A 15,629-nucleotide genomic window follows, 5' to 3' on the forward strand; every position below is an offset into this window, starting at 1 on the left:
GTGGTAGATTGGTGCGGCGCGACGGCCTGGGTGGCAGGCGCGCCAAGCCGCGAAGGGGGACGGTTCTGTTGGCCGGTAGCATCGAGATCGCCAAGGGCGTGGTTTCCCGCGTGCGCGCCGCATGGCCGCCGTCGTGGCGCTGGGGCGCGGTGCTGGCATTGGCCTGCCTGTGTTTCCCGGCGGCGGCGCCGGCCCAGGACGGCCGCCATTACATGGTCAGCGGCTGGACCATGGCCGACGGCCTGCCGCACAACCTCGTGCATGCGCTGGCGCAGGACCGCGACGGCTTCATCTGGGCCGGGACCTGGGAAGGCGTGGTGCGCTTCAACGGCCGCCAGTTCACCGTTTTCGACCGCCAGAACACGCCGGGCGCGGAGCTGTCGGGCGTGTTCTGCATTCTTGCCGAGGCCGATGGCGGCGTGCTGTTCGGCACCGCCGCCGACGGCGTGTTCCGTTATCACCAGGGCCGCTGGCAGCACCTGGGCGAGGCCGCGGCGCGGCGCCTGCCGGTGACCGCGCTGCTGCGCGACGCCGACGGCAGCCTGTGGATCGCCTCGGCCAGGCGCCTGTTGCGGATGGACGCCGCCGGCCGCATCCGCGAGGTGGGCGGCGACGCCGGCCTGCCGGACGGGCGGGTCAACGCGCTGGCCCGGGGCGACGGCGGCGCCGTGCTCGTCGCCACCGACGCCGGTGCCTTCCGCCTGCACGACGGACGCGCTTCGCCCTGGGCCAGGGAGTGGGCGGCGGCCACCGCGGTGCGCGGCATCGCCGCCGACGGCGCCGGCGGCTGGCTGCTGGCCACCGACGACGGCGTCTACTGGCGCGATGGGGCCGGCAGGGTCACGCACCTGCAGGCCGGCCGGCGCGTGGACACGGTCCTGCGCGACGCGGTCGGCGCGATCTGGATGAGCCTGTCCAGCAGCAGCGGCGAACTGCTGCGGCATGCCGGCGATGGCGACGAACGCCTGGCCATCGCCGGGCCGGTGAGCCCGGCCTTGCTCGCCGACCGCGAGGGCCTGATCTGGAGCGGCAGCACCGACGGCCTGCACCGCGTGGCCGAGGTCGCCGCGGTCGGCTTCACCCGCGCCGACGGCCTGCGCAGCGACTACGTGCGCGTGGTGCTGCAGAGCGAGGACCGGTCGCTGTGGATCGGCCATGCCGACGGCCTGGAGCGCTGGCACGAACGGCGCATGCAGCCGGTGCGGCTGGGCAGCGGGAACGGCCGCGATCCATCGGTGCTGGCGCTGGCCTGGCGCGACGGCACGCTGTGGGCGGGTACCTACGGCCAGGGCGTGTTCCGGCTGGATGCGCAGGGCAGGGTGCAGGAGCGGATCCGGCTCGACGGCCGCGGCGAACCGATCGTGCGCGCGCTGCTGGCCGATGCCGACGGCGGGCTGTGGATCGGCGGCACCCATGGCCTGAGCCATTACCGGAACGGACAGCTGCAGCTGCGGCTGGACAGCAAGGGCCAGCCCTCGGCGGTGGTGCAGGCGCTGTACCGCGACAACGACGGCACGCTGTGGATCGGCACCACCGGCGGCATGGCCGCGCTGGGCGCCGACGGCACGCTGCGGACCTGGGACGCCGAGGACGAGATCCCCGCGCAGTACGTGTTCGATTTCCTGCGCGATGCCGGGGGCGACCTGTGGATCGCCAGCGACCGCGGCCTGCTGCGCATGCGCGAGGGCACCTTCCGGGTCTACGACCACCGCCACGGCCTGCCGCGCGACAAGCTGTTCCGCATCATCGACGACCAGGCCGGCAACCTGTGGCTGCCCAGCAACATCGGCGTGTTCCGCATCGCCCGCAAGGAACTGGACCAGATCGACGCCGGCACCCGGCGGCAGCTGGCCGTGCACGTGGTCGACCACAGCGACGGCATGCCGGGCAACCAGGGCAACGGCGCATCGATGCCGGCCGGCTGGCGCGCCAGCAACGGCGCGCTGGCGTTCCCGACCTCGGCCGGGCTCGGGCTGGTCGACCCGCGGATCGCCGGCCGCTACGACGGCAAGGCATCGCCGGTGGTGTTCGAGTCGGTATCGGTGGACGGCGTCGCGCAGGCGCAGGCCGGGCGCCTGCGGCTGGAGCCGGGCGCGCGCCGCCTGGCCGTCGACTACGCGGCGCTGAACTTCCGCGCGCCGGACAAGATGCGCTACCGCTACCGCCTGCATGGCTTCGACGCGGCGTGGGTGGAGGCCGGAACCGGCACCGAGGCGGTCTACACCAACCTGCCGCCCGGCCAGTACCGGCTGGAAGTGCAGGCCATGGCGTTGCCGCTGGACTGGGCGCGGCTGCCGGAAGTGGGTGCGGCGACGCTGGAACTGGAAGTCGTGCCGCCGCTGTGGAAACGCACGTCCTCGCGCGTGTTGGCCGGGCTGCTGCTGGTGGCCGCGGTGGTGCTGGGGTTCTGGCTGCGCACCGCCAGCTACCGGCGCAGCCAGCGCCGGCTCAACCGGGTGATCGCCGCGCGCACCGAGGAACTGAGCGACAAGAACCGCGCGCTGGAGCTGGCCGGCATCGAACGCGATCGGCTGCTGCAGCAGCTCGAGCACCAGGCCACGCACGACGTGCTGACCGGCTTGCCGAACCGCCGCGCGGCCGAGATCCACCTGCGCCAGGCGCTGGAAGACGCCGGGCGCGACGGCGAACCGCTCAGCGTGGCGCTGATCGACATCGACCACTTCAAGCGGATCAACGACCGCCTCGGCCACGAGGGCGGCGACCACGTGCTGCGCGACGTGGCCGGGCTGCTGCGCCAGCACCTGGACGGCGACCTGTTCGTGTCGCGCCATGGCGGCGAGGAATTCCTGGCGGTGCTGCGCGGCCTGACGCTGGAGCAGGCCACCGAACGGCTGCAGTCGCTGCGCCTGGCGCTGGCCCGCCAGCGCATGGACGCGGTCGATCCGGGGCTGGTGGTCACCGCCAGCATCGGCGTGGCCGAGCGCGGTCCGGACCAGGATTCCCCGCGCACCCTGCTGGCCGCCGCCGACCGCCAGCTGTACCGCGCCAAGCGCGAGGGCCGCAACCGCGTGTGCGGCTGAACCCCATGCCCGGAAGCATCCCCGGCGACGTTGCCCGGGCCTACAATCGGGGGTTCTCCACGCAGTGAGTCCGCGCATGCGCACGCTTTATCCCGCCATCACGCCCTACGACACCGGTACGCTCAAGGTCGACGAGCGCCACACGCTGTACTACGAACAGTGCGGCAACCCCGACGGCAAGCCGGTGGTGATGCTGCACGGCGGCCCCGGCGGCGGCTGCACCGCGAAGATGCGCCAGTTCCACGACCCGGCGAAGTACCGCATCATCCTGTTCGACCAGCGCGGCTCGGGCCGCTCCACGCCGCATGCCGACCTAGTGGACAACACCACCTGGGACCTGGTGGCCGACATCGAGACGCTGCGCGAGGCGCTGGGCGTGGACGCGTGGCAGGTATTCGGCGGCAGCTGGGGTTCGACCCTCGCGCTGGCCTATGCCCAGACCCATCCGCAACGCGTGACCGAGCTGGTCCTGCGCGGCATCTTCATGCTGCGCCGCTGGGAGCTGGAATGGTTCTACCAGGAAGGCGCCAGCCGCCTGTTCCCGGACGCCTGGGACCACTACGTCGGCGCGATCCCGCCGGTGGAGCGGCACGACCTGATCTCGGCGTTCCACCGCCGCCTGACCAGCGACGACGAGGCCACCCGCCTCGCCGCGGCCAGGGCCTGGAGCGTGTGGGAAGGCGCCACCAGCTTCCTGCACGTGGACGACGACTTCATCAACAGCCACGAAGACCCGCAGTTCGCGCTGGCCTTCGCCCGCATCGAGAACCACTACTTCGTCAACGGCGGCTTCTTCGAGGTCGAGGACCAGCTGCTGCGCGACGCGCATCGCATCGCCGACATCCCCGGCGTGATCGTGCACGGCCGCTACGACGTGGTGTGCCCGCTGGCCAATGCCTGGGACCTGCACAAGGCCTGGCCGAAGGCGCAGCTGCACATCACCCCGGCTTCGGGCCACTCGGCGTTCGAGGCCGAGAACGTGGATGCGCTGGTGCGCGCCACCGACAGCTTCGCCTGAGCCTTGGCGGGAGTGCCGGCCGGGCCGGCGCTTCCGTTGCTGCTGTCCGCTGCGTCTCCCGCAGCGGAACCCGAGACCCGGGCACTACCGCACGGATGTCTTCCGTAGGAGCGCACCTCGGTGCGCGACAGGGCGTTCATGCAGCCCCCCCTGCGGCAGCCCGCGCATCCCCGCGCCGGGATTCAAAGGGGAAAGCCCTCGCGCACCGGGGTGCGCTCCTACGTGGCGGCGCAGGCCAGCAGCGTCGGCTGCAATGCGGTGAACAGCCGCGCCAGCCGCTCCGCCCAGGCCTGCTGGCCGGCGTCGTCGGCGATCAGGTCCTGGCGGATCTCCAGCTCCACGTGCACCAGCCCGCGGCCTTCGCCATGCACCGGTACCGCGTAGTCGCTGGTGCTGCTCACCGAGTAGGGCTGGTTGTCGCCGACCACCAGGTCGCCTTCGTCGCGCAGGGCCTGCAGCAGCGCATGGGCGAAACGCGCGTCGCGGTGGTACAGCACGCCCGCATGCCAGGGCCGCTGCATGCCGTTCATCGCCGGGGTGAAGCTGTGCATCATCACCAGCAGCGTCGGCCTGCCGGCATCGCGACGGCGGTCCAGCTCGGCGGCGATGCGCGCGTGGTAGGGCGCGTGGATGGCGTCGATGCGCTGCTGCCGCTGCGCGGCGTCCGCTCCGGCGTTGCCCGGAATGGCGGTGCCGTCGCTGGTTTCGGGCATCAGCGTCGGCGAGGCCAGCGGCCGGTTGCAGTCGATCACCAGGCGCGAGTAGGTCTGTTCGATCGCCCACGCGTCCAGCCGCGTGGACAGCGCGCGGGTGGTGCCGGCGATGCCGATGTCCCAGCCGATGTGGCGGTCCAGCTCCGCCTGTACCAGGCCCAGGTCGCCCAGCGCGGCGGGTACGCGCTGCCCGGCGTGGTCGGCCAGCAGCAGGAACGGCGAGCGGCCGTGCGGATTGTGCACGGCGAACGGCGGCGGGTCGCGGGGGCCGAGCAGCGGCGCGGCGGGCATGCCGGCCGGGCGTTCGAGCAGGCTCATCGCGGGCGGCCGTCCAGGTGGTGTTCGATCATCCACAGGCCGGCCCAGAGCTTGGCGTCCAGCTCGTAACCCTGGCCCATCTTCTCCACCAGCCACGCCGCGGCGCGGCGGCGCGGAACGTGGTGCACGGTGATGTCCTCGCTGTCGTCGCCGCCGCCCTCGCCGACCCGGCGCAGGCCGGTGACGCGCACGAACGCGACCTTCTCGCTGCTGGCGCCGGACGAGGTCGGGCCGATCATCAGCACTTCGGCGTGCGCGGCGGTCCAGCCGGTTTCCTCCTCCAGCTCGCGGATGGCGGAAGCCTCGATCGATTCGCCGGCGGTGATGTCGCCGACCAGCCCGGCCGGCATCTCGATGGTGCGCGCCTGCAGCGGCACGCGGAACTGCTCGACGAACAGCACCTCGTCGTCCGGGGTGACGGCGACGATGATCGCGGCCAGTCCGCCGGCGTGGGTGCGCTCGCTGTATTCCCAGGTGCCGCGCACCACCATGCGCTGGTAGCGGCCTTCGTAGACGACGCGGGGTTCGGCGGTGTGCTGGCTCATGCGTATGCGTTGGCAGGGGGAGGGGGCGATTCCAGTCCGGCGGCGGCCAGCAGCCGGCGCCGGGTGAGCGGGCCGAAGCGCAGCGCTTCGCACAGGCCGCCGAGCATGTCCGCGTCAGCCGCGCCGCGGGCGAAACCGGGCGTGGCCGCGGCCAGCGGCGCGTCGAGCGCGATGGTGGTCAGCTGCCGGAACAGCAGCGCCAGTTCGCGCTGCTCGCGCAGGCGCGCGGCCATCTGCGCGGCGCCGCGCAGGCGCAGGAAGGGGATCTCGTCGATCCGCTCCAGCACCGCGTCGAGGCTGCCGAAATGGGCCAGCAGCACCGCCGCCGACTTGCCGCCGATGCCGCTGACGCCGGGGATGTTGTCCACCGCGTCGCCGCACAGCGCCAGGTAGTCGGCGATCTGGTGCGCGTGCACGCCATGGCGCGCCTTGACCCCGGCCGCGCCCCAGCGCTGGTTGCGGGCGTAGTCCCACTGTTCGTCGTGTTCGAGCAGCAGCTGCGACAGGTCCTTGTCGGCCGAGACGATCACCCCGCGCAGCGCATGGCCGCGCCCGGCGTGCAGCGCGCTGCCGATCAGGTCGTCGGCCTCGTAGTCGCGGTCGGCCAGCACGACCAGCCCCAGCGCCGCGCACAGCGCCTTGCAGTGCGCGAACTGGCGCCGCAGGGCCTCCGGCGCCGGCTCGCGGTTGGCCTTGTAGGACGGGTAGAGGCGGTGGCGGAAGCAGCTGTCCAGCGCCTCGTCGAAGGCGATGGCGATATGCGCCGGGCGCTCGCGCTCGAGCAGTTCCAGCACGAAGCGGGCGAAGCCGTGCACGGCATTGGTGGGCCAGCCCTGCGCGTCCTGGAAGCTGTCGGGCATCGAGTGCCAGGCGCGGAACACGTAGAGGCTGGCATCGACCAGGTAGAGCGGCCGTGCCGGCGCCATGCCCGTCACGGCTGCCAGTCCTCCAGCAGGCCGGCGGGGTCCGGACGCTCGCGCTCGGGCACCTGCAGCTTCGGCGAGCCGACATGGATGAAGCCGACGATGCGCTCGTTGCCGGCCAGTCCCAGGTGGCGCGCGACCCCTTCGTCGTAGGCCATCCACGCGGTCAGCCACTGCGCGCCGAAGCCGAAGCCCTGCGCCGCCTGCAGCAGCGCGAAGCACGCGCAGCCGGCGGTCAGCAGCTGTTCCTGCGCGGGCACCTTGGGGTTGTCCTGCAGGCGCGCGATCACCGTCAGGATCAGCGGGGCGTGGGAGAAGCGCTGGCGGTCCTTCTCGATTACCGCCGGCGAGGCGTCGGGATCGCGCTCGCGGCTGCGCCGGGCCAGGTACTCGCCCAGCGCATGGCGGGCGTCGCCGCGCAGCCGGAGGAAGCGGAACGGCACCAGTTTGCCGTGGTCGGGCACGCGCACCGCGGCGGCCAGCATGGCCAGCACGGTGGCGTCGTCGGGGGCCGGTTCGCCCAGTTGCAGGGACGGGACCGAACGGCGCTGGCCCAGCGCTTGCATGAAGCAGGAATCGGACATGATGCGGGTGCGCGGAAGGTGGCCGTGGATTATAGACATCGCCGGAGGACCGGCCCGTGCCGGGGACGACGGTTCTGTGCGCTCCGTCGGCGGCCCCGGCTGGCGCCTTTCTCGCCAATTCCACGCCGGACGCTTAGCATGGCGGGAGATGCCGGGTTGCCGGCGGCGAGGTACAAAGTGCGGACTGCATCACTGGCCCTGTTCAGCTTCTCCTCCTACCATGCGTGGGCGGAAACCGGGGGGCTGTCCGCTTCCTTCCATACGAGTCCGAGAAGAGCAGCGCCTGCGAAGGTGCGGAGCCATTGCGCATGATGTCCAATCCGCATCCTGCCGCGCGTCCCGGCCACAATCCGGACCTGCTGGCGCTGTCGCGCGAGGCCGCGCTGCCGCCATTGTCGGCCGCGTTCGCCAAGGTGCTGGCCGGGTTCGACGATGCCCTGTTCGACCGCGCCGAAACCGCCGGCGCATCGCAGCTGGTGTTCCTCGACGGCATGCGCGAACTGCGCCGCCGCCGCGAGGACATCGCCGCGCGTTTCGCCGCGCACCTGCAGCAGGCCTGGGCCGCGCTGGAGGCCGCCGCGCCGTTGTCGGCCGAGGCCACGCTGGCCCAGGCCGCGCAGGGCGAGGGCGGTCTGAGCCTGATGTCCGAGCACGAACTGGAGTCGCGGCTGGCGGTGCGCAACTTCGCCGGCGTGGTGCTGCGCGACTGGAAACCGGTGCTGGCGCGGCTGGACCGCCGCCTGGCGTGGATCAGCGGCGTCGAGGCGCTGGACGTGGACACCAACCCGATCGGCCCGGAACACATCGGCGTGGCGGTGCACGAGGCCTTCGGTGCGTGCGACCTGGCCGCCGAGGTGCGGCTGGTGCTGATCAAGCTGTGCGAACGCGAATTCGCCGCCCAGGTGGGGCGCATCTACCGCGACGTGGACGAGCGCCTGGTGCAGGCCGGGGTGATGCCCGGCATCTCGCAGCCGCAGCGCCCGGCCGCGCCGGCGCGCCCGGCACGTGCGCCGGCCATGGCCGAGGCCGCCGCCGAACCGGGCATGCCGCAGGGCGGCGAGGAGGACTTCTCCGACCCGCAGAACGCCCCGGCCTGGGCGCGCCGGTTCACCGAGCGCTGGGCCCGGCACCGCAGCGAGCTGCAGGCCGGCGCCTATGGCGGTTACGAGGGCGACCCGGCGCTGGGCAACCAGAACATGATCCTGGAGGCGCTGCACGAGCTGCTCGCGCAGCCCCGCCATGTGCGCGAGGACGCCACCGCCGCCGCCCAGGTGGCGGTCGGGCAGCAGCGGCCGCTGAGCCAGCACGAAATGATGTCCGTGCTCTCGCTGCTGCAGGCCACGCCGACGGCGACCCTGCGCGCGGCGGTGGGCGACCAGAGCGAATCGCTGGCGCAGCGGCTCAAGAACGAAGTGATTTCCGGCGCCACCCGCCTCGGCGTCGATCCGGGACAGGCGCGGCTGGACCCGCAGGACGAGGACGCCATCGACCTGGTCGGCATGCTGTTCGACGTGATGCTGGACGAGCGCGAGCTGGAGGGGCGCTCGCGCGAGCTGATCGGCCGCCTGGTGGTGCCTTTCGTCAAGGTCGCGCTGCTGGACCGGCGCATGTTCGTGCAGAAGACCCACCCGGCGCGGCGCCTGCTCAACTCGCTGGCCGAGGCCTGCGAGGGCAACGCCGGCGAAAGCCAGGCCGAGCGCGCGCTGATGGGCAAGGTCGAGGAGATCATCGACCGGCTGATCGCCGAGTTCAACGAGAACCTGGCGATCTTCCTGACCCTGGAGGAGGAGTTCCGCGACTTCCTCGCCCAGCACCGCCGCCGCATCGAGATCGCCGAGCGCCGCGCCACCGAGACCCAGCGCGGGCAGGAGAAGCTGGAACTGGCGCGCGCCCGCGCCCTGGCCGAACTGGAGCGGCGCCTGCAGGGCGCGCCGCTGCCGGCGGCGATCGAGGCCTTCCTGCGCCAGCCCTGGAACCACCACCTGACCATGAGCCTGCTGCGCGAGGGCGACGACGGCGAGTCCGTCGGCGAGGCGCTGGCGCTGGCCGACGTGCTGCTGGAGGAAGTGGCCGAGGCGCGCCGGCATGTCGTCGGCAAGCCATGGCTGCAATCCGTCCAGCCGGGCCTGCGCAAGGTGTTCGCCAGCGTCGGCCTGCATGGCGAGGGCAGCGTGGGCGCGGTCGACGCCCTGCACGACACGCTGCAGGCCATCGCCGAGGCGCGCCCGGAACTGGAGCGCGCGCTGCCGGAACTGCCGCAGGTGAGCCTGCCCACGCCGCCCGCGCAGGAGTCCGCCGCCCTGGACCTGGGCGCCGAGGCACGCCCGGAAAGCGTCGACCATGCCGATGCCGCGCGCTACCGCGCCATGGACATCGGCACCTGGCTGGATTTCATCGACAAGGACGGCAAGGTGCAGGCCGGCAAGCTGTCCTGGGTGAGCCCGATTTCCTCGCGCCTGCTGTTCGTCAACCGCCGCGGCATCCGTTTCTGCGTGGCCTCGCCCGAGGAACTGGTGGTGATGGAACGGCTCGGCCGCCTGCGCCCGCACGTGGACGACGGCGCGTTCGACACCGCCATGCAGGGCGTGATCGAGCGCCTGGACCCGCAGACCACGACCCTGCACTGAAGGCGCCGGGTTGCCGGCGTCCGGCTTTGCTACGATCCGGCGGGTATTCCACTGCGCATCGGGGACGGGCATGGCCGTTGAGGTAGGGGTGTTGAAGGAAGCCGCGGCAGGCGAGCGGCGCGTGTCGGCCACGCCGGAAACGGTGAAGAAGCTGCTGGCGGCCGGCGCGGGGGTGCATGTGCAGGCCGGCGCCGGTATCGCCGCCGGTTTCACCGACCAGGCTTACCGCGATGCCGGCGCGCAGATCGACGACGCGCTGGAGGGCGCCGACCTGGTGCTGTGCGTGCAGGCGCCGGCGCCGCAGCTGATCGCGCGGCTCAAGCCCGGCGCGGTGCTGGTCGGCACCCTGCAGCCGCAGGCCGAACCCGCGCGCGCCGCGGCGCTGCAGGCGCGGCAGCTGGTGACCTTCCCGCTGGAGCGGCTGCCGCGCACCACCCGCGCGCAGGCCATGGACGTGCTCAGTTCGCAGGCCGGCATGGCCGGCTACAAGGCCACCCTGATCGCCGCGCAGCTGGCGCCGCGCTTCTTCCCCATGCTGACCACCGCCGCCGGCACCATCCGCCCATCGAAGGTGCTGGTGGTCGGCGCCGGCGTGGCCGGCCTGCAGGCGGTCGCCACCGCCCGGCGGCTCGGCGCGCAGGTGGAAGGTTTCGACGTGCGCCCGGAAACCCGCGAGCAGATCGAGTCCCTCGGCGGCAAGTTCCTGGACCTGGGCGTCAGCGCCGCCGGCGAAGGCGGTTATGCGCGCCAGCTCACCGACGCCGAACGCGCCGAGCAGCAGCGGCGCCTGGCCGAGCACCTCAAGGGCGTGGACGTGGTGATCTGCACCGCCGCCGTGCCCGGCCGCCCGGCGCCGAAGATCGTCACCGCGGCGATGGTCGCCGGCATGCGCCCGGGCAGCGTCATCGTCGACCTGGCCGCCGAGACCGGCGGCAACTGCGAGGCCACGCGGCCGGGCGAAACCCTCGACGTGGGCGGCGTGACCGTCGCCGGCCCGCTCGACCTGGCCAGCATGGGCGCGGTCCACGCCAGCGAGATGTACGCGCGCAACGTGCTCAACTTCGTCTCACTGTTCCTGAAGGAAGGCGCGCTGGCCTTCGACTGGAACGACGAACTGCTGGCGAAGACGGTATGGCCCGAGCGCCCGGCCGCCGGCGAAATCCCCCCGGTCTGAGCCGGTGCCCGCGATCGAACTGGCCGCCGGCGAGACGCTGCTGCGCGAGGGCGCGGCCAATCTCCAGCGCGGCATTGAGGCGGTCGGCGGCCGCTTGTTCCTGACCGACCGGCGGCTGCTGTTCCGCTCGCACGGATTCAACGTACAGGACGGGGATACGGAGATCCCGTTGGCGCGGATACGTGGCGCGCGGCCCTGCTGGACCCGTCTTCTCGGCGTGCTGCCGCTGCTCCCAAACTCGCTGGCGGTGGCGACCGATGAGCGCGACTACCGATTCGTCCTGTTCGGCCGCCGGCAATGGTTGGCGGCCATCGAAGCGCAGGTGCCGGCTACCGGGCGCTGAATGTCCCTGTCGGCCGCGGCTTCCGCAACGGCCGCCGCCGTAAAGGTGCGGAGCTGTCGATGGGTGCGTGATCCCGGCACGGCCAGTGGTGCGGCCGCCTGTGTCAGGTGGCGGAATCGGACGCGGCGTCGGACCTTCCACGCCATGGGCGGTGCGGCAACCGCCCGTCAAGGGACGACGGGACGGACGGCTACCTGTCGCGCGGCGGTGGCGGGTTCGCTTCCATCCACTGCTGGCGCTGCTCGGGCGTCATGCGGTGCCATTGCTCGCGCAGCTGTTCGCGCTGGGCCTTGTCCATGGTGCGCATCTTCGAGAACAGGGCGCGGGCCTCGCGCTGCTGCTGCGGCGACATGTTCTGGAAACGGTGCATGCCGCGCCGCGCCTGCATGCGCTGCTCGGGACTCATCTGCTGCCAGCCGCGGGCGTGGTCGTACATGCGCTGGCGGTGGTCGGGCGAGGCGTTCCAGCGGTCGCGCATCGGCGCGATCAGGGTTTCGCGCTGGGCCGGGGTGAGCTGGTCCCATTCGGGCAGGGGCGGCTGCTGGGCGAATGCCGGCACGGCGCAGGCCAGCAGCAGCGGCAGCAGGAAGTACGGGCGGGTCTTCATCGTTCTCACTCCATCGCCACGGTGTCCGCACCCAGCCACAGGTACAGCTCCGGGCTTTCGTCGAACAGCAGGGTATCGTCGGACAGTTCGTCGGCGGCATCGGCCGCCACGCTGGCGGGCAGTACCGGCGCGGTGCGGTTGAACTGCACCGCCACGGTGACGGCCAGCACCGCCGAGCAGGCGGTGGCCAGCCACCAGCCGCGGCGCCGCCACGGCGAGGCCTCGGCAGCGGCCGTGGCCTGCTGGCGCGCCTGGCGCAGGCGCGTCAGCGTGGCCGGGGAAACCGCGCCTTCGGCATGCCGTTGCAGCTGCCGCAGCGAGTGGTCGAAGTCGTCGTGCTGGGATGTGGGCAGGCGGTTCACCGCGTGGCCTCCAGTTGTTTCTGCAATGCGTCGCGCGCGCGCGACAGATGGGTTTTCACCGAGCCTTCCGAGCAGCCCATGATCCGGGCCGTGGTCGCCACATCCAGTTCCTGCAGCACGCGCAGGCTGAACGCCTCGCGCTGCCGCGCCGGCAACTGCCGCAGCGCCTGCACCAGCCGCGCGTAGTCCTCGTGCTGCTCGTGCTGCTGTGCCGGCCCCGGGCTGTCGTCGGCCCAGTCGATCGGGCCATCCTCGTCCTGCGCCGGCGCCCAGAACTTCAGGCGGAAGCCGCGCCGGCGCTGCAGGTCGATGATGCGCCGGCGCAGGATGCTCCAGAACAGCGGCGTCCATTCCTCGGCCGCCTGGTCGCGGTAGCCGAGCATGCGCTCCATCGCGTCCTGCACGGCGTCCAGCGCGTCCTCGCGCTGGCGCAGGCCGGCCTCGGCGAAGCGGAACGCGCGCGGCCCGACGCCGGCCAGGAAAGCTTCCAGCGAGGCGGGGGCTGCAACGGGCATCAGGGGCGGGCTGGTCACCAGCACAGGGTAGCGTTCCGGTCGGTCCTGACGGTGATAACGCCCGGCGACCGGATTGGTTGACATGGCAACGGTCGCGCCGGCGTTCATCGCGTGGTTATGATGCGGGGCGGGCGTTCCAGCCCCGGAGAGAGAGCAATGAGCGACGGGTTCGTGGCGTTGTACATCTTCATGCTGGCGGCGATCGCCGGCCACGTGATCATCTCGCGGGTGCCGGTGATCCTGCACACGCCGCTGATGTCCGGTTCCAACTTCATCCACGGCATCGTGCTGATCGGCGCGATGGTGGTGCTGGGCCATGCCGATACCACGCTGGAAAAGGCCATCGGCTTCGTCGCCGTCGCCCTGGGCGCGGGCAACGCCGCCGGCGGCTACGTCGTCACCGAGCGCATGCTGGAGATGTTCAAGAGCTCGCGCAAGCCGGAAGGAAGGGGCAAGTGACCGTGCCGGCGTCCCTGGCGCCCGCGCGGCGGTTCGAGGCGCGGCAGGTCTTCCAGCGGCTCAGCTATCTGCAGTACCCGGCCTTGCTGGTCGCACTCGCCTACGCGGCGCTGCCGCTGTTCAGGGGCCTGGACGGCCTGCTCGACGCGTTCAACAGCGCGCTGCTGTATGCCGGCGTCGGCATCGGCATGTCCTCGCTGCAGGACCCGACCCGGACCCAGAACAAGGTCTCGCGCGATGTATGGGAAGACCCGCGCAAGGGTTGCTGGATGCTCTGGCTGCTGACCGCGCAGGCGCTGCTGCCGATCGTGCTCGGTCTGCTGGGCGCCGCGTTGGCGGAGTCGGCGGCGTTGTCGCAGCTGTCGCTGGGCCTGGTGGCCTTCGGCATGGGCATGATCGGGCTGCTGAAGACGGCGATCGAGATGCGCGAGTACCATCGCCGCGACAGGCGTGCTCCCGTTACGGAAATGATGGTTCTGGAGAAGGCGGCATGAGCATGACGTTGCTGGTGAAGGCGAGTTACCTGGTGGCCGCCACGCTGTTCCTGCTGGGCCTGCAGCGCATGGCCTCGCCCAGGACCGCGCGCAGCGGCATCCACTGGGCGGGCGTGGGCATGCTGCTCGCCACCGTGGCCACGTTCTTCCTGCCGGGGCTGCACAACATCGCGCTGATCCTGGTGGCGTTGGTGCTCGGCACCGGCCTGGCCTGGGTGTCGGCCAAGAAGGTCGCCATCACCGACATGCCGCAGATGGTGGCGCTGTACAACGGCATGGGCGGCGGTTCGGCCGCGGCCATCGGCGCGGTGGAACTGCTGCGCTTCGCCGACGTGGCCGGCCGCGATACCAGCCACTGGAGCGCGGAGGCCATCGCCGCGCTCGCGGCGCGGCAGCCCTCGGCCACGGTGCTGGCGCTGGCGATCATCGGTTCGGCCATCGGCGCGGTGTCGCTGTCCGGCTCGATCATCGCCTGGGCCAAGCTCGACGGTCGCCTGGACAAGCGCGTCACCTTCCCCGGGCAGCAGGCGTTCAACCTGCTGGTCGCCGTGGCGATGGTGGCGCTGGGCGTATGGGCGGCGGTGAGCCTGCAGCCGGTGGCGATCATCGTCTTCTTCGTGGCGGCGCTGGCGCTGGGCGTGCTGATGACCCTGCCCATCGGCGGCGCCGACATGCCGGTGGTGATCTCGCTGTACAACGCCTTCACCGGCCTGGCGGTGGCCTTCGAGGGCTACGTGCTCGGCAACGAGGCATTGATCATCGCCGGCATGATGGTCGGCGCGGCCGGCATCCTGCTGACGCGGCTGATGGCCAAGGCGATGAACCGGCCGATCAGCGGCGTGCTGTTCTCCAACTTCGGCGGCGGCGGGCAGGGCGCGGCGGAAATCAGCGGCAGCCAGAAACCGATCGAGGCCGCCGACGTGGCGGCGATGATGGCCTTCGCCGAGCGGGTGGTGATCGTACCCGGCTATGGCATGGCGGTGGCGCAGGCCCAGCACAAGATCTGGGAGCTGGCGCAGCGGTTGATCGAGCGCGGGGTCAAGGTGAAGTTCGCCATCCACCCGGTCGCCGGGCGCATGCCCGGGCACATGAACGTGCTGCTGGCCGAGGCCGGCGTGCCCTACGACCTGATCGCCGACATGGACGACATCAACTCCGAGTTCGCCACCACCGACGTATCGCTGGTGATCGGCGCCAACGACGTGGTCAACCCGGTCGCCAAGACCGACCCGTCCAGCCCGATCTACGGCATGCCGATCCTGGACGTGGTGGATTCGAAGAACACCATCGTCATCAAGCGCGGCAAGGGCACCGGTTTCGCCGGCATCGAGAACGCGCTGTTCTACGCCGACAACACCCGCATGCTGTACGGCGACGGCGCCGAGGCGGCGGGCGCGCTGGTCAGCGAGCTGAAGGCGCTGGACGGCGGGCATTGAGCGCAAGGCGGACGTTGCCGTCCGCCGCGCGCTACCGCGCCAGCCACCACGCGACCGCCAGCCCGGCCAGCAGCCAGAGGATTTCGGCGGTGCCGTTGGCCAGGCCGATCAGGGTCCAGGCCAGGTGTGGGCCGAGCCGCAACGCCGATTCCCAGGGCGCCAGGCCCATCGGGCCGCCGATATAGGCCGCCGCGATGCCCCAGTTGGCGGCCAGCGCGATCAGCACGGTCGCCAGCATCGCCACTCCGATCCGGGCCTTGCCGCCCGGCAGCGTGCCCAGGCGCAGCATCCAGGCCGCTTCCGCGGCGGCGGCGACCGCCATCCAGCCGGCCTGCGAGCCGGTAGCCAGGGCGACCATCAGCCAGGCGATGGCCAGGGTGACGCTTCCCAGCAGCAACAGCAGGGGCCAGAGCCAGTGCTGGGTGCGGCTGGCGGGCGGTGGGGCAGGAGACATGGGGATTCCCGGAAAG

The 15,629-nt window shown here is 71.9% G+C and carries 16 protein-coding genes; 8 read left to right on the forward strand and 8 right to left on the reverse strand.

Translation table 11 applies throughout. From position 1 onward, the window contains the following. Nucleotides 1-68 precede the first annotated feature (68 nt). Both CQ393_RS04735 and pip read left to right on the forward strand, forming a co-directional pair. Nucleotides 69-3,041 carry a ligand-binding sensor domain-containing diguanylate cyclase gene (locus CQ393_RS04735; protein WP_153190483.1) on the forward strand — a complete coding sequence of 991 codons (2,973 nt, stop codon included), beginning with the start codon at nt 69-71 and terminating at the stop codon, nt 3,039-3,041. Between the two features lie 76 nt (nt 3,042-3,117). Beyond that, nucleotides 3,118-4,059 carry a prolyl aminopeptidase gene (pip, locus tag CQ393_RS04740; protein WP_153190484.1) on the forward strand — a complete coding sequence of 314 codons (942 nt, stop codon included), beginning with the start codon at nt 3,118-3,120 and terminating at the stop codon, nt 4,057-4,059. 218 nt (nt 4,060-4,277) lie between these two features. Here pip and CQ393_RS04745 read toward each other — a convergent pair whose 3' ends face one another. From CQ393_RS04745 to CQ393_RS04760, 4 genes are read right to left on the reverse strand one after another with little or no spacing between them, the layout of a single operon-like run. Further along, nucleotides 4,278-5,090, reverse strand: a complete 813-nt coding sequence (locus CQ393_RS04745) for an N-formylglutamate amidohydrolase (RefSeq protein ID WP_228114283.1) — start codon at nt 5,088-5,090, stop codon at nt 4,278-4,280. Further along, nucleotides 5,087-5,635, reverse strand: coding sequence for an NUDIX hydrolase (locus CQ393_RS04750; protein WP_153190485.1), 549 nt, complete (start codon nt 5,633-5,635; stop codon nt 5,087-5,089). The genes CQ393_RS04745 and CQ393_RS04750 overlap by 4 nt, the downstream gene beginning before the upstream one ends. Next, the gene (locus CQ393_RS04755; protein ID WP_153190486.1) at nt 5,632-6,561 is read right to left on the reverse strand and encodes a 5'-3' exonuclease H3TH domain-containing protein; all 930 of its coding nucleotides are present in this window, start codon (nt 6,559-6,561) and stop codon (nt 5,632-5,634) included. The genes CQ393_RS04750 and CQ393_RS04755 overlap by 4 nt, the downstream gene beginning before the upstream one ends. 5 nt (nt 6,562-6,566) lie before the next feature. Then, a complete protein-coding gene (locus CQ393_RS04760; protein WP_153190487.1) occupies nt 6,567-7,142 on the reverse strand; it encodes a nitroreductase in 576 nt (191 codons plus the stop codon). Nucleotides 7,143-7,450: 308 nt separating this feature from the next. On the opposite strand from CQ393_RS04760, the gene CQ393_RS04765 reads away from it, so the two are divergent. The 3 genes from CQ393_RS04765 to CQ393_RS04775 all read left to right on the forward strand — a co-directional run bounded on the left by CQ393_RS04765 (nt 7,451) and on the right by CQ393_RS04775 (nt 11,286). Then, nucleotides 7,451-9,769, forward strand: coding sequence for a DUF1631 domain-containing protein (locus CQ393_RS04765; protein ID WP_153190488.1), 2,319 nt, complete (start codon nt 7,451-7,453; stop codon nt 9,767-9,769). A 70-nt stretch (nt 9,770-9,839) separates the two neighbouring features. After that, nucleotides 9,840-10,943, forward strand: a complete 1,104-nt coding sequence (locus CQ393_RS04770; protein ID WP_153190489.1) for an NAD(P) transhydrogenase subunit alpha — start codon at nt 9,840-9,842, stop codon at nt 10,941-10,943. A 4-nt stretch (nt 10,944-10,947) separates the two neighbouring features. Next, nucleotides 10,948-11,286 carry a GRAM domain-containing protein gene (locus tag CQ393_RS04775; RefSeq protein ID WP_343199561.1) on the forward strand — a complete coding sequence of 113 codons (339 nt, stop codon included), beginning with the start codon at nt 10,948-10,950 and terminating at the stop codon, nt 11,284-11,286. A 190-nt stretch (nt 11,287-11,476) separates the two neighbouring features. Here the strand turns inward: CQ393_RS04775 and CQ393_RS04780 are convergent, their stop codons facing one another. The 3 genes from CQ393_RS04780 to CQ393_RS18170 are packed head-to-tail and all read right to left on the reverse strand — an operon-like array spanning nt 11,477 to nt 12,770. Next, complete coding sequence (locus CQ393_RS04780) at nt 11,477-11,893, reverse strand: DUF3106 domain-containing protein (RefSeq protein ID WP_153190490.1); 417 nt, start codon at nt 11,891-11,893, stop codon at nt 11,477-11,479. A 5-nt stretch (nt 11,894-11,898) separates the two neighbouring features. Next, entirely contained in the window at nt 11,899-12,210 is a 312-nt protein-coding gene (locus CQ393_RS04785) for a hypothetical protein (protein ID WP_153190615.1), read from the reverse strand. A gap of 41 nt (nt 12,211-12,251) precedes the next feature. Beyond that, nucleotides 12,252-12,770, reverse strand: coding sequence for an RNA polymerase sigma factor (locus CQ393_RS18170; protein ID WP_228114295.1), 519 nt, complete (start codon nt 12,768-12,770; stop codon nt 12,252-12,254). A 156-nt stretch (nt 12,771-12,926) separates the two neighbouring features. On the opposite strand from CQ393_RS18170, the gene CQ393_RS04795 reads away from it, so the two are divergent. From CQ393_RS04795 to CQ393_RS04805, 3 genes are read left to right on the forward strand one after another with little or no spacing between them, the layout of a single operon-like run. Continuing rightward, complete coding sequence (locus CQ393_RS04795; protein ID WP_228114285.1) at nt 12,927-13,229, forward strand: NAD(P) transhydrogenase subunit alpha; 303 nt, start codon at nt 12,927-12,929, stop codon at nt 13,227-13,229. Then, complete coding sequence (locus tag CQ393_RS04800) at nt 13,226-13,723, forward strand: hypothetical protein (RefSeq protein ID WP_153190493.1); 498 nt, start codon at nt 13,226-13,228, stop codon at nt 13,721-13,723. Before CQ393_RS04795 ends, CQ393_RS04800 begins: the two co-directional genes overlap by 4 nt. Next, complete coding sequence (locus tag CQ393_RS04805) at nt 13,720-15,159, forward strand: NAD(P)(+) transhydrogenase (Re/Si-specific) subunit beta (RefSeq protein WP_153190494.1); 1,440 nt, start codon at nt 13,720-13,722, stop codon at nt 15,157-15,159. Before CQ393_RS04800 ends, CQ393_RS04805 begins: the two co-directional genes overlap by 4 nt. 31 nt (nt 15,160-15,190) lie before the next feature. Here CQ393_RS04805 and CQ393_RS04810 read toward each other — a convergent pair whose 3' ends face one another. Then, complete coding sequence (locus CQ393_RS04810) at nt 15,191-15,613, reverse strand: hypothetical protein (RefSeq protein ID WP_153190495.1); 423 nt, start codon at nt 15,611-15,613, stop codon at nt 15,191-15,193. Nucleotides 15,614-15,629 lie beyond the last annotated feature (16 nt).

This window comes from Stenotrophomonas sp. MYb238 (assembly GCF_009496535.1).
In the GTDB taxonomy this organism is placed as follows: Bacteria; Pseudomonadota; Gammaproteobacteria; order Xanthomonadales; family Xanthomonadaceae; genus Stenotrophomonas.

What these genes read in the sequence shown, in the direction of transcription:
- pip (WP_153190484.1), top strand. Translation starts at nt 3,118, where the DNA reads ATGCGCACGCTTTATCCCGCCATCACGCCCTACGACACCGGTACGCTC.
- CQ393_RS04745 (WP_228114283.1), bottom strand. Translation starts at nt 5,090, where the DNA reads ATGAGCCTGCTCGAACGCCCGGCCGGCATGCCCGCCGCGCCGCTGCTC.
- CQ393_RS04750 (WP_153190485.1), bottom strand. Translation starts at nt 5,635, where the DNA reads ATGAGCCAGCACACCGCCGAACCCCGCGTCGTCTACGAAGGCCGCTAC.
- CQ393_RS04755 (WP_153190486.1), bottom strand. Translation starts at nt 6,561, where the DNA reads ATGGCGCCGGCACGGCCGCTCTACCTGGTCGATGCCAGCCTCTACGTG.
- CQ393_RS04760 (WP_153190487.1), bottom strand. Translation starts at nt 7,142, where the DNA reads ATGTCCGATTCCTGCTTCATGCAAGCGCTGGGCCAGCGCCGTTCGGTC.
- CQ393_RS04765 (WP_153190488.1), top strand. Translation starts at nt 7,451, where the DNA reads ATGATGTCCAATCCGCATCCTGCCGCGCGTCCCGGCCACAATCCGGAC.
- CQ393_RS04770 (WP_153190489.1), top strand. Translation starts at nt 9,840, where the DNA reads ATGGCCGTTGAGGTAGGGGTGTTGAAGGAAGCCGCGGCAGGCGAGCGG.
- CQ393_RS04780 (WP_153190490.1), bottom strand. Translation starts at nt 11,893, where the DNA reads ATGAAGACCCGCCCGTACTTCCTGCTGCCGCTGCTGCTGGCCTGCGCC.
- CQ393_RS18170 (WP_228114295.1), bottom strand. Translation starts at nt 12,770, where the DNA reads ATGCCCGTTGCAGCCCCCGCCTCGCTGGAAGCTTTCCTGGCCGGCGTC.
- CQ393_RS04795 (WP_228114285.1), top strand. Translation starts at nt 12,927, where the DNA reads ATGAGCGACGGGTTCGTGGCGTTGTACATCTTCATGCTGGCGGCGATC.
- CQ393_RS04805 (WP_153190494.1), top strand. Translation starts at nt 13,720, where the DNA reads ATGAGCATGACGTTGCTGGTGAAGGCGAGTTACCTGGTGGCCGCCACG.
- CQ393_RS04810 (WP_153190495.1), bottom strand. Translation starts at nt 15,613, where the DNA reads ATGTCTCCTGCCCCACCGCCCGCCAGCCGCACCCAGCACTGGCTCTGG.